Raw genomic sequence first — 15,733 nt, forward strand, 5'->3', positions numbered from 1 at the left:
GTGAATCACTCGACGAGCACGCAGCGCGCTCCGCTGAAGATGGTGGGCATGCACTTGTTGCAGTGGATACACAACGACTGGGTGCGCGGCTCGGACCGGATGCGGTTCACCAGGTCGGGTTCGCGCAGCAGCGCCCGGGCCATGGCGACGAATTCGAAGCCCTCGGCCATGGCGGTGTCCATGCCCGCCCGATCGGTGACTCCGCCGAGCAGGACGAGCGGCAACGCCACCGCCGCGCGGATCTGGCGTGCGTGCTCGAGCATGAACAGGTCGCGGTACGGGTAGTTGTGGAGCATCGACCTCCCGGCCAACTGGACGCCGAGACGGACCGGCTGCGGCATGGCTGCCGCGAACTCCCGCACCGGTGCGTCGCCCTTGAACAGGTACATCGGATTGAGAAGCGAACTGCCCATGGTGAGTTCGAGGGCGTCGACACTGCCGTCGTGCTCCAGCAGTCCGGCCACCTGGATGGCCTCGTCGAGCCAGAACCCTCCGGGGACGCCGTCGTCCATGTTCAGCTTGGCGAGAATCGCGACCCGGCCGCCGACGGCGTCGCGCACGGTTCGGGCGACGTCCCGCACCACCCGGGCCCGGTTCTCGAGTGATCCGCCGTAGGAATCGGTGCGACGGTTCAGTTTCGGGCTGAGAAATGAGCTGGCGAAGTAGTTGTGGCCGAAGTGGATCTCGACGGCGTCGAAGCCGGACTCGGCGGCGAGCCGTGCCGCGGTTCCGTGGGCGGCGGTGATCCGGGTGATGTCGGTGGTGGTGGCACTGCGGATCATCCGCATGCTGAGCGGGTTGAACGACCGCGAGGGTGCGAGCGCAGTCAGTCCGGTGGACTTCTCGTTCGCGACGGGTCCGGCGTGGCCGAGTTGGGCAGATGCGGCGGCACCCTCGGCGTGGATGGCGTCGGTGAGTCTGCGCAGCCCGGGGACGGCGTCCGGGCGCATCCACAACTGCCCGCGTTCGGTGCGACCCTCCGGTGCCACGGCGCAGTAGGCCACCGTCGACATCCCGACCCCACCCGCCGCGGGCCGGCGGTGGAACTCGATCAGCTCGTCGGTGACCAGCGCGTCGGGAGTGCGGCCCTCGAACGTGGCCGACTTGATTGTCCGGTTGCGTAACGTGATGGGGCCCAGCGTGGCTGGAGCGAAAACGTCTGGATGTGTGGTCATTCCCGGCCCTTCGTCGCGTGCAGCCGACGGTAGGCCGCGGGGACGTTCGGCGACCGGAACGTGTCCGCTGAGCGGGAGACTGTCACGGTCTCACGGATGACCCCTCGACATCCGTGAGACCGCGGTGTCGTCTCAGCCGACGGTCTCGGGCAGCTTCTCCGGCATCGCGCCGGCGGCCGCACCGCGTTGCCTGCGCCCGAGCACCCAGCAGGCCAGTGTGATCGCACACGTGAACGTGAGCGTCGCGAACAGCTGGTTGCGTGCCGCGTCGTCGAACAACGCCAGCGCGGCGACCGCGGCCAGCAGCGCGAGAGCGACATACGACAGATACGGGAAGCCCCACATCTTCAGCGGCAGATCCGTCCGGCCCGACTTCTCGGCGCGGCGCCGCAACACGATCTGCGAGACGGTGACGAACGTCCACAGCACCAGGATCGTCGAGCCGACCGCGTTGAGCAGCAGCGGGAGAACACGATCCGGGGCCAGGTAATTGAGGACGACGGTGACGAACCCGAATGTCACCGACGCCAGCACCGCCACGCGGGGAACGCCGTTGCCCGACACCCGGCCGAACACCTTCGCCGCCGCCCCACGCTCGGACAGCGAGTAGATCATCCGGGAGCCACTGAACAGCATGGCGTTCAGCGACGACAGCAGTGCGATGACCACGACGACGGTCATGACGGCGCCGGCGCCGGGCACGTGTGCGGCGTTCAGGACCGCGACGAACGGTCCCGTCGCGAGTTCGTCGGCGGTCCACGGCAGCACCGTCACCATGATGAGGACGGAACCGACGTAGAACACCAGGATCCGCCACACGATGGACCGCACCGCCCGGCTCACGTTGCGTCGCGGTTCCGCCGTCTCGGCGGCCGCGATGGCCATCACCTCGGTGCCGCCGAACGCGAAGACCACGATCAGCAGGCCGGCGGCGATGCCGGTGACACCGTTGGGGGCGAACCCGCCGTGGCCGGTGAGGTTCGACAGGCCCGGCGCGTCGAAGCTGGGAAGCCAGCCGAGGATCATCGCGGAACCGACCGCCAGAAACGCGACGATAGCGACGATCTTCAGTGCGGCGAACCAGAATTCGAACTCGCCGAAGCGGGAGACACCCGCCAGGTTCACGGCCGTCAGCACACTCATGTACGCCAGGGCCGCCACCCATTGCGGCACTGCGGGTATGGACGCGGCGGTGATCGCCGCCGCCGCGGTCGCCTCCGCGGCGACCACGATGACGACCTGCACCCAGTACAGCCAGCCGATCGTCCGGCCGGCGACCGGGCCCATCGCGTTTTCGGCGTGGACGGAGAACGCGCCGCTGTCGGGGTCGGCGGCCACCATCTCGCCCATCATCCGCATCACGAGGACGACGAGGAATCCGGCGATGAGGAAGGAGACGAGTACGGCGGGCCCGGCGACGGCGATGCCCGCACCGGAGCCGACGAACAGTCCGGCGCCGATCGCGCCGCCCAGACTCATCATCACCAGCTGGCGTGGTTTCATCGCCTGCTGAAGGCCCTTGGTGACAACGGCTCCGGTGGTGGATGCCGGTGGGTCGTGAACTGTGTTCATGGGATCTCCCGTGCCGTCAGACGAGCTGATCGAGTGCGATCTCGAACGCGGTACCGGCGATTCCGGTCGGCTGCGACGAACGCGCGAAGCAACGCTCGAGCGCCGTCGCGACGGTCGCGGAGACGTCGCCGAAGATCGCCTCGTCCGACACCTCGATGTCGCCCTCCATCAGCAGCGCGAACGCCCGCGCCATGCCGCAGTTGGCGATGAAGTCGGGGACGACGGCGACGCTCTTGTCGGCGTACTCGTAGATGGGGCCGTAGAAGATCTCGTCGTCCGCGAACGGCACGTTGGCGCCGCTCGCCACCACCTCGAGACCGCCCGCGATCAGCCGGTCCACCTGGTCGCGGGTCACGAGACGTGATGCGGCGCAGGGGAGGAAGATCTCGGCGCCGGAACTCCAGATCGCGTCGTTGATCTCCTCGAACGGCACCATGCCTGCTGCGCGCAGTTCGTTGCCCTCCTTGGCCAGGAACAGCGCGCGGATCTGCTCGAAGTCGTAGCCGTCGGTGTTCGACAGCCCACCGTTGCGGTCGAGGATTCCGACGATCCGGGCCCCGGACTGCGCCAGGTAGTACGCGGCGGCGGCGCCGACGTTGCCCCAGCCCTGCATGATCACGCGCTTGCCGCCCAGTTCGCCGCCGTAGACCCGGTAGTAGTGCCGTACCGATTCGGCGACACCCCAACCGGTGATCAGGTCGGACACCGTGTACTTCGCCTGCGGATCGGGAGTGAACCGCGCATCCTCGACGACCTTCGCGACGCCCAGTCGCAGCTGTCCGACCCGCTGGACGCGCTCACGATCGCTGGCCGCGAAGTGTCCGTTGACGACGCCTTCCTGCGGATGCCAGAGGCCGTAGCTCTCGGTGATCGGCACGACCTCGGCCATCTCGTCGACGTTCAGGTCGCCGCCGGTGCCGTAGTACGCCTTGAGGAGCGGGGTCACGGCCTTGAACCAGCGTCGCAGCACCTCGTCCTTGCGCGGGTCGGTCGGGTCGAAGTCGATGCCCGACTTCGCGCCACCGATGGCCGGACCCGAGACGGTGAACTTGACCTCCATGGTCTTCGCGAGCGACTCCACCTCGCGCCGATCGAGACCGCGACGCATCCGGGTTCCGCCGCCGGCGGCGCCGCCACGCAGCGAGTTGATCACCGTCCATCCGCGTGCGGAGGTCTCCGTGTCGTGCCACTCGAAGACGATCTCGGGGGCCTTCTCTTCGAATCGGGTGAGCAGATTCTTCATGGCTTCTCTCGGTTTCTGGACGGCCGGGGGTCGGGGCGATCCGGCCGGTGTTCCCGACCGTGCCCGCGCTGTTACGGCGATCACTGTGGCGGGCACCACTCGTGCGCCGCAACCGGCTGGGCAGCACATAGCCACGATGAACATCACCGAGAAAGAAGTTCGTCGTTTTTCTATTCAGTTTGTGCAGCAGGGCCGATGATCGCGTTGCTAATCCGCGTCTGTGGGGGCCGCGCGGTAGGCCGGCGCCTTCGCCGAGCGCGGCCGGTCGAGGGTCCGCAGGAGGGGCATCGACCGGTACGGGACGATCACCGACAGCACCATCACGCTGGTGGACCGGGCGACGACGCTCGACTTGTTCAGTTCGATCAGCGTCTGCTGCAGCCCGAGGTGGGAGCCGGCGGCGATGCGGCACAGGATGTCGCCGGAACCGGTGGTCGCGAAGGCCTCGAGCACGCCGGGAATCGACTCCAGCTCCGACGTCACGGAATCGAGTGCGCCCTGCGCCGTCTCCAGTGTGACGAACGCCTGCACGTCGAACCCCGCGGCCGCGATGTCGAGGTGCGGCTCGTACCCGGCGATCACGCCCGACTCCTCGAGTTTGCGCACCCGCGCCTGGACGGTGGCCCGCGCGACCTTGATCCGGCGCGACAGCTCCAGCACGCCGGCCTTCGGGTCGTCGTGCATGGCGTCGAGGAGGGCGAAGTCGAGCTCGTCCAACTGCACTGCGTCCTTCATGGCCAGACCTCTCCGGGCGGATTCAACTAGTCCGACTGTATAAGAAAATCGGCTCCAGGGTCGCCGAAGGTGGCACTGTGGCTAGCTTTTGCTGGCTCGGTTGCCTATGTGGACGGTCTGGGTTTTCGTAGTGACCCAAGCAACAGGCCACGCCCCCCGTCCCTCGAACCAGGAAGACAGCGATGACGATCGAGCAGACTCTCACCGACAAGGAACGCCTGGCAGGTCTCGACCTCGGCCAGCTCGAGCAGCTGGTCGGGCTCGTCGAGTACGACGGCACCCGCGACCCGTTCCCGGTCAGCGGCTGGGACGCCGTCGTCTGGGTGGTCGGCAACGCCACCCAGACCGCCCACTACTTCCAGTCCGCGTTCGGGATGACCCTCGTCGCCTACTCCGGACCCACCACCGGCAACCGCGACCACCACGCCTACGTCCTCGAATCCGGGGCCGTCCGGTTCGTCATCAAGGGCGCCGTCGACCCGGACAGCCCGCTGATCGAGCACCACCGGATCCACGGCGACGGCGTCGTCGACATCGCCCTCGCCGTCCCCGACGTCGACAAGTGCATCGCCCACGCCCGCGCCCAGGGCGCCACCGTCCTCGACGAACCCCACGATGTGACCGACGAACACGGCACCGTCCGTCTCGCCGCGATCGCCACCTACGGCGACACCCGCCACACCCTCGTCGACCGCACCCACTACACCGGCCCCTACCTGCCCGGCTACGTCGAGCGGGCGTCGTCGCACACCAAACGCGACGGGGCCCCCAAACGCCTGTTCCAGGCCCTCGACCACGTCGTCGGCAACGTCGAACTCGGCAAGATGGACCACTGGGTCGACTTCTACAACCGGGTCATGGGATTTACGAACATGGCCGAGTTCGTCGGCGCGGACATCGCCACCGACTACTCCGCGCTGATGTCGAAGGTCGTCTCCAACGGCAACCACCGGGTCAAGTTCCCGCTCAACGAGCCCGCCATCGCCAAGAAACGGTCGCAGATCGACGAGTACCTCGACTTCTACCGCGGTCCCGGCGCCCAGCACCTGGCCCTGGCCACCAATGACATCCTCACCGCCGTCGACCAGCTGACCGCCGAGGGCGTCGAATTCCTGGCCACCCCCGACTCCTACTACGAGGACCCCGCACTGCGGGCGCGGATCGGCAACGTCCGCGCCCCGATCGCCGAACTGCAGAAACGCGGCATCCTCGTCGACCGCGACGAAGACGGCTACCTGCTGCAGATCTTCACCAAACCCCTCGTCGACCGCCCCACCGTGTTCTTCGAACTCATCGAACGCCACGGCTCCCTCGGCTTCGGCATCGGCAACTTCAAAGCCCTCTTCGAAGCCATCGAACGCGAACAAGCCGCCCGCGGAAACTTCTGAGCGAGAGGGTCACTCCGCGAGGCCGGTGAGCGAGGACCTTCGTCGACGATTGTGCAGCGACTTTCCCGCCGGATCGGTGCCGTCACGAATACGATGACGCCATGAGCCCTACCGAGGCAGTGGTGGCCGGTGCCGGTCCGACCGGGCTCACGCTCGCGCTGGAACTGGCGCGGCGCGGCGTCGAGGTGCGGATCCTCGACAGGTCGCCCGAGCCGTTCGCGGGTTCGCGGGGAAAGGGATTGACCGCGCGCAGTCAGGAAGTGATGGACGATCTCGGCATCGTCGACGAAATCGTCGAGGCCGGGTTCCGGCACCTGCCCAACCGGGTCGCGGTGCGCGGCCAGGTGGTGAGCGACAGCGACCCGCACGCGGACCTGAGCCCCACGCCTGATCGGCCCTACGACAGCGGTCTGATGATCCCGCAGTGGCGGACCGAGAAAATCCTGCGAGAAAGACTGTCGGAGTTCGGGATCGACGTGGAGCGTGGCGTCGAGGTGGTCGGCTTCGAACAGACCACCGACAAGGTGACCGTCCGGCTCGCCGGCGACGGGACCATCATGACGCGCTACCTGGTGGGCTGCGACGGCGGGCGCAGCGCGGTGCGCAAGGCGCTCGGGGTGTCGTTCGAGGGGACGGGCGGCATCGAAGCCATGCTCCTCGGCGACGTGTCCGTCGACGGCCTGGTCCCGGATCACTGGTATCAGTGGACGCACCCCGAACGGGGGTTCGTCGCGTTGTGCCCATTCCGAGGAATCAACTCCTGGCAGTTCCAGGGAGTGCCGTTCGCGGACTTCGACGAGGAAGGAAACCTGCCCGAACCGTCGCTCGAGTACTTCCAGCGAGTTCTCGACGACATCGCCTGCGACCCCGGCGTGCGGTTGTCCGAACCGACATGGCTGTCCACCTGGCACGTGAACGTGCGGATGGTGGACCGCTTCCGCGACGGTCGGGTGTTCCTGGCCGGGGACGCGGCCCACGTTCACCCGCCGGCCGGTGGGCTCGGGATGAACACCGGTATCCAGGACGCCTACAACCTCGGGTGGAAACTCGCTCTCGTCCTGGCCGGCTCCGCGGACCCGTCGCTCCTCGACACGTACCAGGAGGAACGGTTGCCGCTCGCGCGCTGGACGCTCGGGGTGAGCAGCGCGGGGCTGCAGAAGGTGGCCGCGAACCTCGGACGCGAGGACTCCGAGGGGTTTGCGGGCGCGGTGACCGAAGACGGCCAGCAACTCGGTCTGGGCTACCCGTGGAGTTCGCTGTCTCGGGACGGGGACGTGACGACGGGTGTGCGCGCGGGCGACCGCGCACCCGACGCGCCGTGCCTGAGCCCGGACGGCACGCCGCTGCGACTGTTCGACGTCTTCCGGGGGACGCACTTCACGGTTCTCGGGTTCGGCGGCGGCTCCCGGCACATGCTGCAGGCCCTGGCCGAAGACGCGCCCGACGACGTGAAGTACGTGGTGGTGGGCGATTCCCGTGGCCCCGGCGTGGACGTCGTCGACGACCGCGGTTTGGCGCGCAGCGCATACGGGGCACACGGTGGCACGCTGGTGGTGGTGCGCCCCGACGGTTACGTCGCGCTCACCGCCGCGGCCACCGCGGCCGACGACGTCATCGACTATCTCGGTCGACTGGTCGGGAGGTCGTCCTGACGAAAGGCTGAACGATGCGACACAAGGACGAGGAACGCGACTACGACGAGGCCGATCTCGAGGTCCGGCCCCCGCAGGACCACGCGGCAGGGCCGACCGCCGTCGCGGTGTCGATGAAGCGCGCGCTCGAGCACATGGGTGTGGTCCGTACGGCCGAGACGTTGCTGCAACTGAACCAGGCCGAGGGGTTCGATTGCATGAGCTGTGCGTGGCCCGATCCCGACCCGGGCCACCGCCACGCCGCGGAGTTCTGTGAGAACGGCGCCAAGGCGGTCGCCGAGGAAGCCACCCGCGACCGCGCGACACCCGAATTCTTCGCCCGCCACAGTATCGCCGAGCTCGACTGCCACAGCGAGCACTGGCTGGGGCAGCAGGGCCGGATCACGCATCCGATGGTGAAGCGGCCCGGCGGAACGCACTACGAGCCCATCGAATGGGACGAGGCCTTCGCGCTGATCGGGGATCAGCTGAATTCTCTGGCCAGTCCGGACGAGGCGATCTTCTACACCTCCGGCCGGGCGTCCAACGAGGCGGCGTTCGCGTATCAGCTGTTCGTCCGCGCGTTCGGGACGAACAATCTGCCCGACTGTTCCAACATGTGCCACGAATCGACCAGCATCGCGCTGCAGGAATCGATCGGCATCGGCAAGGCCAGCGTCATGATGGACGACGTCTATCAGGCGAAACTCATTGTCCTGCAGGGGCAGAATCCGGGGACCAACCATCCGCGGATGCTGTCGGCGCTGGAGAAGGCCAAGCAGAACGGTGCGAAGATCCTCTCGATCAACCCGCTCCGCGAGGCGGGTCTGGTCAACTTCAAGAATCCGCAGACGCCCCGCGGCATGGTGGGCCCGGGCACGAACCTGTCCGACATGCACCTGCCCATCGCGCTGAACGGCGACCTGGCCCTGCTCCAGGCGTTCGGCTCGCTGCTCGTCGAATGGGATGCCCTCGACCACGAGTTCATCGACCAGCGCACGATCGGATTCGAGCTGTGGAAGCAGCACGTCACCGACATCGACTGGGACGTCGTCACCCGCACGACCGGGCTGTCGCGGGAACAGATCACCGACGCGGCCCGGCTGCTGCGAGATTCCGACGCCACCGTGTTCTGCTGGGCGATGGGCCTCACCCAGCACCACAACTCGGTGGCGATCATCAAGGAAGTCACCAATATCGCTCTCGCCCAGGGAAACATCGGCAAACCCGGTGCCGGGCTGCTGCCGGTGCGCGGGCACTCGAACGTGCAGGGCGACCGCACGATGGGGATCTGGGAGCGTCCGCCGCGACACTTCCTGGACGCGCTCGCGAAGGAATTCGACTTCGACCCACCCCGCGAGAACGGCTACGACACCGTCGATTCCATCCGGGCCATGCGCGACGGCAAGGCGCACTTCTTCCTCGGACTGGGCGGCAACTTCGTCCAGGCCGCCCCGGACACCGACGTCACCGCCGCCGCACTCCGCAAGACGCGGATGACCGTCCACGTCTCGACGAAGATCAACCGCTCGCATCTCGTCTGCGGTGACACCGCGCTGATCCTGCCGACGAAGGGGCGCACCGAGCAGGACGTCCAGGCCGGTGGGCCGCAATTCATCTCGGTCGAGGACTCGACGTGCTCGGTCCACGCGTCCCGTGGTCCGTTGAAACCGGCCAGCCCACATCTCGATTCGGAGGTCGGCATCGTCACCCGCATCGCCGAGGCCACGATCGGCGACCGCTACGGTCTCGAGTGGAAGAAGATGCGTGACGACTACGCGAACATCCGCCTGCACATCTCGCGGGTGGTGCCCGGCTGTGAGGGGTACGAGGTGAACGTCCGCCGGCCGGGCGGGTTCGTCCTGCCGCATCCGCCGCGCGATTCCCGGACGTTCCCCACCCACTCGGGGCGCGCCGAATTCGCGGTGTCCCCGATCGAGGTGCTGCAGGTGCCGCCGGGGCACGTGATCCTGCAGACGATCCGCAGTCACGATCAGTTCAACACCACGATCTACGGGCTCAGTGACCGCTACCGCGGAATCGAGGGCGGACGCCGCGTGATCTTCCTGCACCACGACGACATCGCCGCCCTCGGATTCGACAACGGCGACATGGTCGACCTCTTCACGCACTGGGTAGACGACGACCGCGTCCGCTGTGCCCACGATTTCCGGATCGTCGAATACGACACGCCCCGGGGTTCGGCCGCCGCCTACTACCCGGAGACCAACCCACTCGTCCCGCTAGATTCCACGGCGGTCGGCAGCAACTGTCCTACGTCGAAGTCCGTCGTCGTGTCCGTGGAACACGCCGGCAAATACAGCGCCGAATGCCCACCGGGCGCGAGCCAGGACGAGGTCGGATCGGACCGATTCCACAAGGCGACCCCTCAGCCGAAGCATCTCTCCTGACGTGAGTGGCATCGTGTGTCCCGGCACGCTTTGCCACTCACCTGCGCAGGTGAGTGGCGATGTGTGCGGGGGTGCGCATCGGCGCTCACGTCACCGGGCGAACCGGACATTCTGCACTTACAGTGAATGACTGTGACCGACTCCGTGCTCGCCGTGGTGTTCGCAGTGGGTGCCGCGCTGTGCATCGCCGTCGGGACGGTGGTCCGTCATCGGAGTGCGGCGCAGATCCCCGACGAGAACGTCGGGATACTCGGACCGATCACGACGCTGGTGCGTCAACCGGTGTGGTGGGTCGGCACCGTCGTCGGGATCGGCGGGTACGCGCTGCAGGCGGCCGCCCTGGGTCTGGGGTCACTGCTGCTGGTGCAGCCGCTCCTCGTGCTGTCGCTGCTGTTCGCGTTGCCGCTGGGTGCCCGGTTCTCCGGGCGCACGGTCACCCGCGCCGACTGGTTGTGGGCCTCCGCCCTCACCGCGGCGATCGCGGTCCTCGTCGTGGTCGGCGACCCGCGGCCGGGCGTCGAGCGCGCGGAGACCCGGCACTGGATCGTGATCTGCCTGATCGGACTGCCCTTCGTCCTCGCGTGCCTCCTGGGTGCGCGGTCGGGCAGCCGGTCGCGCCGCGCGCTGCTGCTCGGGCTGGCGGGTGGCGCGCTGTTCGGGGTGGCCGCCGTACTGACGAAGGGCGTGGTGCACCTCGCGGGTGAGGGACCGAGGCCGCTGTTCACCTCGATCGAGCTGTACGCGCTCGTCGTCGTGGGAGCCGCGGCGGTCGCGCTGCAGCAGTCGGCCTTTCAGGTCGGAGCGCTGCAGGCATCGCTACCCGCGACCACGGTGATGGAGCCACTCGTGGCGTCGCTGCTCGGTTTCGTGGTGCTCGGCGAGTACCTCGACGCCGACCGGAAGGTGACCGCCGTCCTCGTCGTCGCCCTGGTCGCCGTCATCCTGGCGGCGGTGGCCCTGGCGCGCGGCGCCGCCGTCGTGGAGGACACGGGCACGGATCCGGCTCAGCCCCTGTCCCGGTCGCGCAGATAGGCCGCCAACTGTTCGTGGCGTTGTATGCGTGACAAGGCGATTCGACGCGCCGCCACCCATATCAGCGCCGAGATGACGACGGCGAGGGCGACGCACAGTGCGAAGTCCGCGGTGCCGATCCGCGTGTGCACATCGGCGGGTCGCACGAGGCGCCACAGCACAGCCGGGACGACGAAGATCGCGACCGAGAACGCCGGGAACACCCCGTACGGCACCACCAGCAGGATCAGCCACCGGACGACGACGGTGCGCCACCGGTCGCGTTGCTCCCACCGCCACCGCAGCGACCGCTGGTGGTACGGAAAATAGACCCCGACGAGACTCGACCCGGCGAGTGCACCGAACGGGCACAGCGCCACCGCGACCACCACCACCGCGGTGAACAGCCAGTCCTGCTCGGCGAAACCCACGACGATCGCGATGGTCGCGCAGATCGGGGCGATCAGCATCCACAGCGCCACCGCCTTGGCGGCAAGCAACGCACCCAGCGCGTCCCCGTCGTCGAGTGCGGCGAGAATGCGTTCGCGGTCCGGTGCCAGAACGTTGGTGGCGGTGACGTCGGCATACATCCAGCCGGCGAGGGCCAGGGCGAAACCCGACGGTCCGGTCCACTCGAACAACCAGTTCCGGGGCAGCAGGAACCAGGCCCCGACCATCAGGACGGCGTTGAAGGCAACGGTCGCAAGCGTGTCTGCCGGGTTGCGCCAGATTCTGATCCACTCCGCGCGAAGAGCGGCCATGCCGTTCAGCGTAAAGCGTCGGGCGGGCCGTCGGAGCCGTGTCGGCAGGATCCCGGACGATCGGGACGCCGGTCCCTTCCACCTGGGACATCGGGTCGGCGACAGTGGTGCGATCCGAGAGAAAGGCCTGTCGTGACCATCGACGACGAGGAGGCAGCCGGGGTCGTCACCCTGATGGACACCCTCCCCGACCGCCACCGGACCGTGCTGCGACTCCGGCTCGCGCACCGCCTCCCTGCCGTCGAGGTCGCGCGCATCCTCGGGACGAACGTCGAGGCCGTGCTCCTCCTCCAGCACGCGGCGCTCAATCGGCTCCGGCGGCAACTCGCGGCGGCGGCGGTGTGCGACGGCGACGTTCCGGCGGACGGGCGGTACCGATCAACGCTGCGAGATCCAGGCGGAGCTGTCTGTGGGAAGCGCCGAAATTGTCGATGAGCCGCTCGAGCGCGCCATTGTCGGCGTCTGGGAAACGCGAGAAGACTGGTCGGCCTGGCATCATGACGAAGCCTTCCGCTCGACTCGTGAAGAGCTTGTGGGACTTGAGGCCGGCCAGATGGATTCCACGTGGTTCGAGGTGGTCCAGAACACTGCGACTGAAGACTGATCGAGGTGCTCGGTAGCTACCGGCTGGAACAGAATCGCGCATGTCGTCGGCCGGGATACCGATGCCGCGATCCACGATCTCGAGCCGGACCTACGCCGTCCACGGCGCGAGGTCGCCCGGCAAGACACGGGACGCAGCTTTGTCGGTGTTCGCGCAGATGTGTACAGCAACGAAGGGTGGGCTGCCCGGTGTATCGAACTGTGGCGACGGGCCGCCATCTAGTGGTGTGTCTCGCAAATAATTCTTGATCGATTCGATAGAATCCGTATATGAGGGACCCGGTACCCGCTTCGGTGAGCCCCTTGTCGAGCGGATTGCGTCCCGCGTAGGTGCGCAGGTCGGCGACGATGTCATCGGCTCCGCGTTCCCAAGCAGGATAGTAGGTGTGGGCGGCGGGATCGAGGAAGACGAAACGGGCGTTGTTGCCGCGGTTTGCCGGATCGGTCAGCAGCGGCGCCAGCAGCGCGTGCCCGAGGGGGTTGGCGGCGATGAAATCCATGCGCTGGTTGCGCACCCAGGCCGGAGTGCCGGTGACCGCGTCGAGGAAACGTTGGAGAGTCGGTCGGACTGCCTGGTCGTCGCTACGTTTACGTCGCCGGATCGGCTGCGGCTGCGCGGCGCGGGTGAGGGCGTAGAGGTGCCGGGTTTCGGCTTCGTCGAGTTGCAGAGCCCGGGACAGGCTGTCGAGGACGTCATCGGAGACACCGGCCAGGTTGCCACGTTCCATCCGGGCGTAATAGTCGATGCTGATCCCGGCCAGTAGCGCGACTTCCTCGCGCCGCAGTCCCGGTACTCGGCGATGCCCGGTACCGGTGGCGAGTCCGGCCTGGGTCGGGCCGATCCGCCCGCGCCGCGTGCGGAGGAACTCGCGCACCTCGATCTGGTTGTCCATGTCGTGACGGTAGATCGCAGCCTGCACGTGAAGAAGGAACTACCAGTACACGTAACAGCAGGCACTTGCAGCCGCGTTCGCTCGCGCGTCCAATGGCGTTGACTACGGCATCGGTCCTCGTCGTATTCACCACCCGGAAAACATCCTCTCGGCGGACTTCGGACGCGCGATCGACAAGGTCTGATCGGGCTTCACGTGACTTGTCGACTTGGTTACATCCACCAGAATAGGCAGCAATGCTGTGTATTGTTCACGCATAGATCGCGGGAAAGATCGAGTATTGCGTCCTGAATAACAAGCAAGACTGACTAGTTTGGTGGGTGAGAACTGATGGATGAACGTGTCGATCGGTTGAGAGAGAACGTCGTCGCATTCAGCCGCAGGATTCGGAGTAAGAGCTCCGGACATCTGATGTCGCCGACACAGATGCAGGCTCTGTCTCATCTGGATCGGTCGGGGCCGTTGAGTGCACGCGCGCTTGCCGACCTCGAGCAGGTGGCACCGCAGACCATCGCTCGCACGGTCTGCTCCTTGGAGGGCAGGGGGATGGTCACTCGTTCCATCGATCCTAAAGACGCTCGTTCGCAGCTTATTTCGATTACCGAAGTGGGTGTCGGCACGCTTACGGCGGATCGGGCGAGGCGTAGGGAGTGGCTCGCGGCGGCGATCGAGGAACGATGCACCGATGTCGAGCGGGAGTTACTGTTCCTTGCGGGAGGCCTGTTGGCCCGTCTCGCGGAGGCTCCCGGGTCGACCCGGCCGCCGGAGGCGCAGTCGTGACGGCTGTCGGCAATCGGCTCCCGCCTGCATCGGAGGGTCGGCCGATCCCGTTCCGTGTGAGTGGAGCGCTCGCGACCGGTAGTGTTCTGCAGCCGCTGAACTCGTCGATGATCGCCGTTGCCATCGTCGGCATCGCTGCGCAGTTCGGGTCGACCTCGGGAGTGTCCTGGGTCATTTCGGCGATGTACATTACGACGGCGGTGGGTGCGCCCACGGCGGGCCGCATGGGTGCACTCTTCGGAGCGCGACGCGTATTCGTCGGTGGCCTGGTTCTGGCCGGTGCCGGCTCGATCGTGGGAATGCTGGCCCCCGATGTGGGATGGCTTATTGCGGCGTATATTCTTCTTGGCTGCGGTATTTCGGCACACATGCCCAATGCGATGACAATGATCCGCAGCTATGCGCAGCGTTACGGGCGGCAGTCGCGCACCGCGCTCACCACGTTGGTGGTGTGCGGCCAATCCGTCGCTGCCCTCGGGCCCACGATCGGCGGTCTGCTCGTGGGTACATTCGGATGGCAGTCGATTCTGTGGGTGAACCTTCCAGTCGTGTTGCTCAGCGCTATTGCTGTGATGCATGCGGATGTCGGTTTTGCCGGTGGGCGCCCGGCGTCGGTACGCGAAGCGCTCCGTGCGCTCGATGTGGTCGGAATCGGGATGTTCCTTGTCGCGATCACCTCGCTGATGTTGCTGCTCGTCTCGCTTCGAGGCAGTCCCTCGTGGTGGCTGCTGCCTGTGGCCGGAAGCGGACTCGCCCTGTTCGTCTGGTGGGAGTGGCGTGCGCCCGAACCCTTTTTCGATGTTCGTGCTCTGGTGCGCAACCGTGCGCTCAGCAACACTCTCGGTCGGACACTGATCACCTACACCTGCTTCTACTGCGTCTTCTTCGGCATTCCCCAGTGGCTGCAGTATGTGAGGGGGATGAGTGCGATCGAGGCCGGCCTGACGATGCTGCCGGTCGCGGGGGTCAGCGTCTTCTCCACGATTGTCGGGTCTCGTCTCTACCGGAGGGCGGGGGCTCGGGCGACCCTTCTCGTCGGCACGATCGCTCTGATGATCGGGGGCATCCTGATTGCCTCCGTCGAGCGTTCGACAGCGCCCCTGCTGGTCTTGCTGCTTGTCGCTGCGGTGCTGGGCATTCCCAACGGATTCAACAACATCGGCAATCAGAGCCTGGTCAATTCGGTGACCTCGGTCGAGGAGGTCGGCACTGCTATCGGCATGTTCCGCACGATGGCGTTCATCGGAGCCAACCTCTCGGTGGTGGTGCTTCAGGTGACTGCCGGTCACGAGGTCGATGACGCCGGACTGCATCGAATGGGCTGGTTCATCGCCGCCACAGCGTTCGTGCTGGTTGTCGGGGTCGCGTGCTCGCGCAACATGGGTCCGAGGGTCGAGGTGGGAAGAGCCGATTCTCAACCACGCTCGGGGTAGCTCCTGCCTTTCTCCATTGCCGCCAGCCCGTGAAATGATTGCATATACGACCTAGGGTTCCTATATAAGGACAACGCCGCTACGCTCGGGACGGAGA

Annotated in this window: 15 protein-coding genes; 9 read left to right on the forward strand and 6 right to left on the reverse strand. The window is 66.9% G+C overall.

What is annotated here, in order from left to right; translation table 11 throughout:
• Window positions 1-5 precede the first annotated feature (5 nt).
• From ACFWAY_RS16770 to ACFWAY_RS16780, 3 genes are all read right to left on the reverse strand, one after another.
• Entirely contained in the window at window positions 6-1,175 is a 1,170-nt protein-coding gene (locus ACFWAY_RS16770; protein WP_378511318.1) for an NADH:flavin oxidoreductase, read from the reverse strand.
• A gap of 132 nt (window positions 1,176-1,307) precedes the next feature.
• A complete protein-coding gene (locus tag ACFWAY_RS16775) occupies window positions 1,308-2,747 on the reverse strand; it encodes an amino acid permease (protein WP_378450480.1) in 1,440 nt (479 codons plus the stop codon).
• 16 nt (window positions 2,748-2,763) lie between these two features.
• A complete protein-coding gene (locus ACFWAY_RS16780) occupies window positions 2,764-3,990 on the reverse strand; it encodes a Glu/Leu/Phe/Val dehydrogenase dimerization domain-containing protein (RefSeq protein WP_378511319.1) in 1,227 nt (408 codons plus the stop codon).
• Here ACFWAY_RS16780 and ACFWAY_RS16785 point away from each other — a divergent pair.
• The gene (locus ACFWAY_RS16785) at window positions 3,989-4,189 is read left to right on the forward strand and encodes a hypothetical protein (RefSeq protein ID WP_378511320.1); all 201 of its coding nucleotides are present in this window, start codon (window positions 3,989-3,991) and stop codon (window positions 4,187-4,189) included. The genes ACFWAY_RS16780 and ACFWAY_RS16785 overlap by 2 nt on opposite strands.
• Window positions 4,190-4,197: 8 nt before the next feature.
• Here ACFWAY_RS16785 and ACFWAY_RS16790 read toward each other — a convergent pair whose 3' ends face one another.
• Window positions 4,198-4,725, reverse strand: a complete 528-nt coding sequence (locus tag ACFWAY_RS16790; protein WP_378511321.1) for an Lrp/AsnC family transcriptional regulator — start codon at window positions 4,723-4,725, stop codon at window positions 4,198-4,200.
• A gap of 182 nt (window positions 4,726-4,907) precedes the next feature.
• Between ACFWAY_RS16790 and hppD the strand changes: the two genes are divergently transcribed.
• The 4 genes from hppD to ACFWAY_RS16810 all read left to right on the forward strand — a co-directional run bounded on the left by hppD (window position 4,908) and on the right by ACFWAY_RS16810 (window position 11,187).
• Window positions 4,908-6,113 (forward strand): 4-hydroxyphenylpyruvate dioxygenase, encoded by a 1,206-nt coding sequence (hppD, locus tag ACFWAY_RS16795; RefSeq protein ID WP_378511322.1) that lies wholly within the window; start codon window positions 4,908-4,910, stop codon window positions 6,111-6,113.
• 101 nt (window positions 6,114-6,214) lie between these two features.
• Window positions 6,215-7,765, forward strand: a complete 1,551-nt coding sequence (locus ACFWAY_RS16800; RefSeq protein ID WP_378511323.1) for an FAD-dependent oxidoreductase — start codon at window positions 6,215-6,217, stop codon at window positions 7,763-7,765.
• Window positions 7,766-7,779: 14 nt separating this feature from the next.
• On the forward strand, window positions 7,780-10,155 hold the full coding sequence (locus tag ACFWAY_RS16805; RefSeq protein ID WP_378511324.1) for an FdhF/YdeP family oxidoreductase: 2,376 nt from the start codon (window positions 7,780-7,782) through the stop codon (window positions 10,153-10,155).
• 126 nt (window positions 10,156-10,281) lie between these two features.
• On the forward strand, window positions 10,282-11,187 hold the full coding sequence (locus ACFWAY_RS16810; protein ID WP_378511325.1) for a DMT family transporter: 906 nt from the start codon (window positions 10,282-10,284) through the stop codon (window positions 11,185-11,187).
• On the opposite strand, the gene ACFWAY_RS16815 is transcribed toward ACFWAY_RS16810, so the two are convergent.
• Window positions 11,160-11,927, reverse strand: a complete 768-nt coding sequence (locus ACFWAY_RS16815; RefSeq protein WP_378511326.1) for a hypothetical protein — start codon at window positions 11,925-11,927, stop codon at window positions 11,160-11,162. The genes ACFWAY_RS16810 and ACFWAY_RS16815 overlap by 28 nt on opposite strands.
• Window positions 11,928-12,059: 132 nt before the next feature.
• Between ACFWAY_RS16815 and ACFWAY_RS16820 the strand changes: the two genes are divergently transcribed.
• Together ACFWAY_RS16820 and ACFWAY_RS16825 are read left to right on the forward strand one after the other, a co-directional pair.
• Window positions 12,060-12,362, forward strand: coding sequence for a sigma factor-like helix-turn-helix DNA-binding protein (locus tag ACFWAY_RS16820; RefSeq protein WP_378511327.1), 303 nt, complete (start codon window positions 12,060-12,062; stop codon window positions 12,360-12,362).
• Entirely contained in the window at window positions 12,337-12,531 is a 195-nt protein-coding gene (locus ACFWAY_RS16825; protein WP_378511328.1) for a hypothetical protein, read from the forward strand. The genes ACFWAY_RS16820 and ACFWAY_RS16825 overlap by 26 nt, the downstream gene beginning before the upstream one ends.
• Before the next feature lie 16 nt (window positions 12,532-12,547).
• Here ACFWAY_RS16825 and ACFWAY_RS16830 read toward each other — a convergent pair whose 3' ends face one another.
• Window positions 12,548-13,423, reverse strand: a complete 876-nt coding sequence (locus ACFWAY_RS16830; protein ID WP_378511329.1) for a helix-turn-helix domain-containing protein — start codon at window positions 13,421-13,423, stop codon at window positions 12,548-12,550.
• A gap of 330 nt (window positions 13,424-13,753) precedes the next feature.
• On the opposite strand from ACFWAY_RS16830, the gene ACFWAY_RS16835 reads away from it, so the two are divergent.
• Together ACFWAY_RS16835 and ACFWAY_RS16840 are read left to right on the forward strand one after the other, a co-directional pair.
• Window positions 13,754-14,203 (forward strand): MarR family winged helix-turn-helix transcriptional regulator, encoded by a 450-nt coding sequence (locus ACFWAY_RS16835; protein ID WP_378511330.1) that lies wholly within the window; start codon window positions 13,754-13,756, stop codon window positions 14,201-14,203.
• Window positions 14,200-15,636: an MFS transporter gene (locus ACFWAY_RS16840; RefSeq protein ID WP_378511331.1), complete on the forward strand. Its 1,437-nt coding sequence runs from the start codon at window positions 14,200-14,202 to the stop codon at window positions 15,634-15,636. The genes ACFWAY_RS16835 and ACFWAY_RS16840 overlap by 4 nt, the downstream gene beginning before the upstream one ends.
• Window positions 15,637-15,733 lie beyond the last annotated feature (97 nt).

Origin of the sequence: Rhodococcus sp. NPDC059968, assembly GCF_042738615.1 — a bacterium.
In the GTDB taxonomy this organism is placed as follows: Bacteria; Actinomycetota; Actinomycetes; order Mycobacteriales; family Mycobacteriaceae; genus Rhodococcus_F.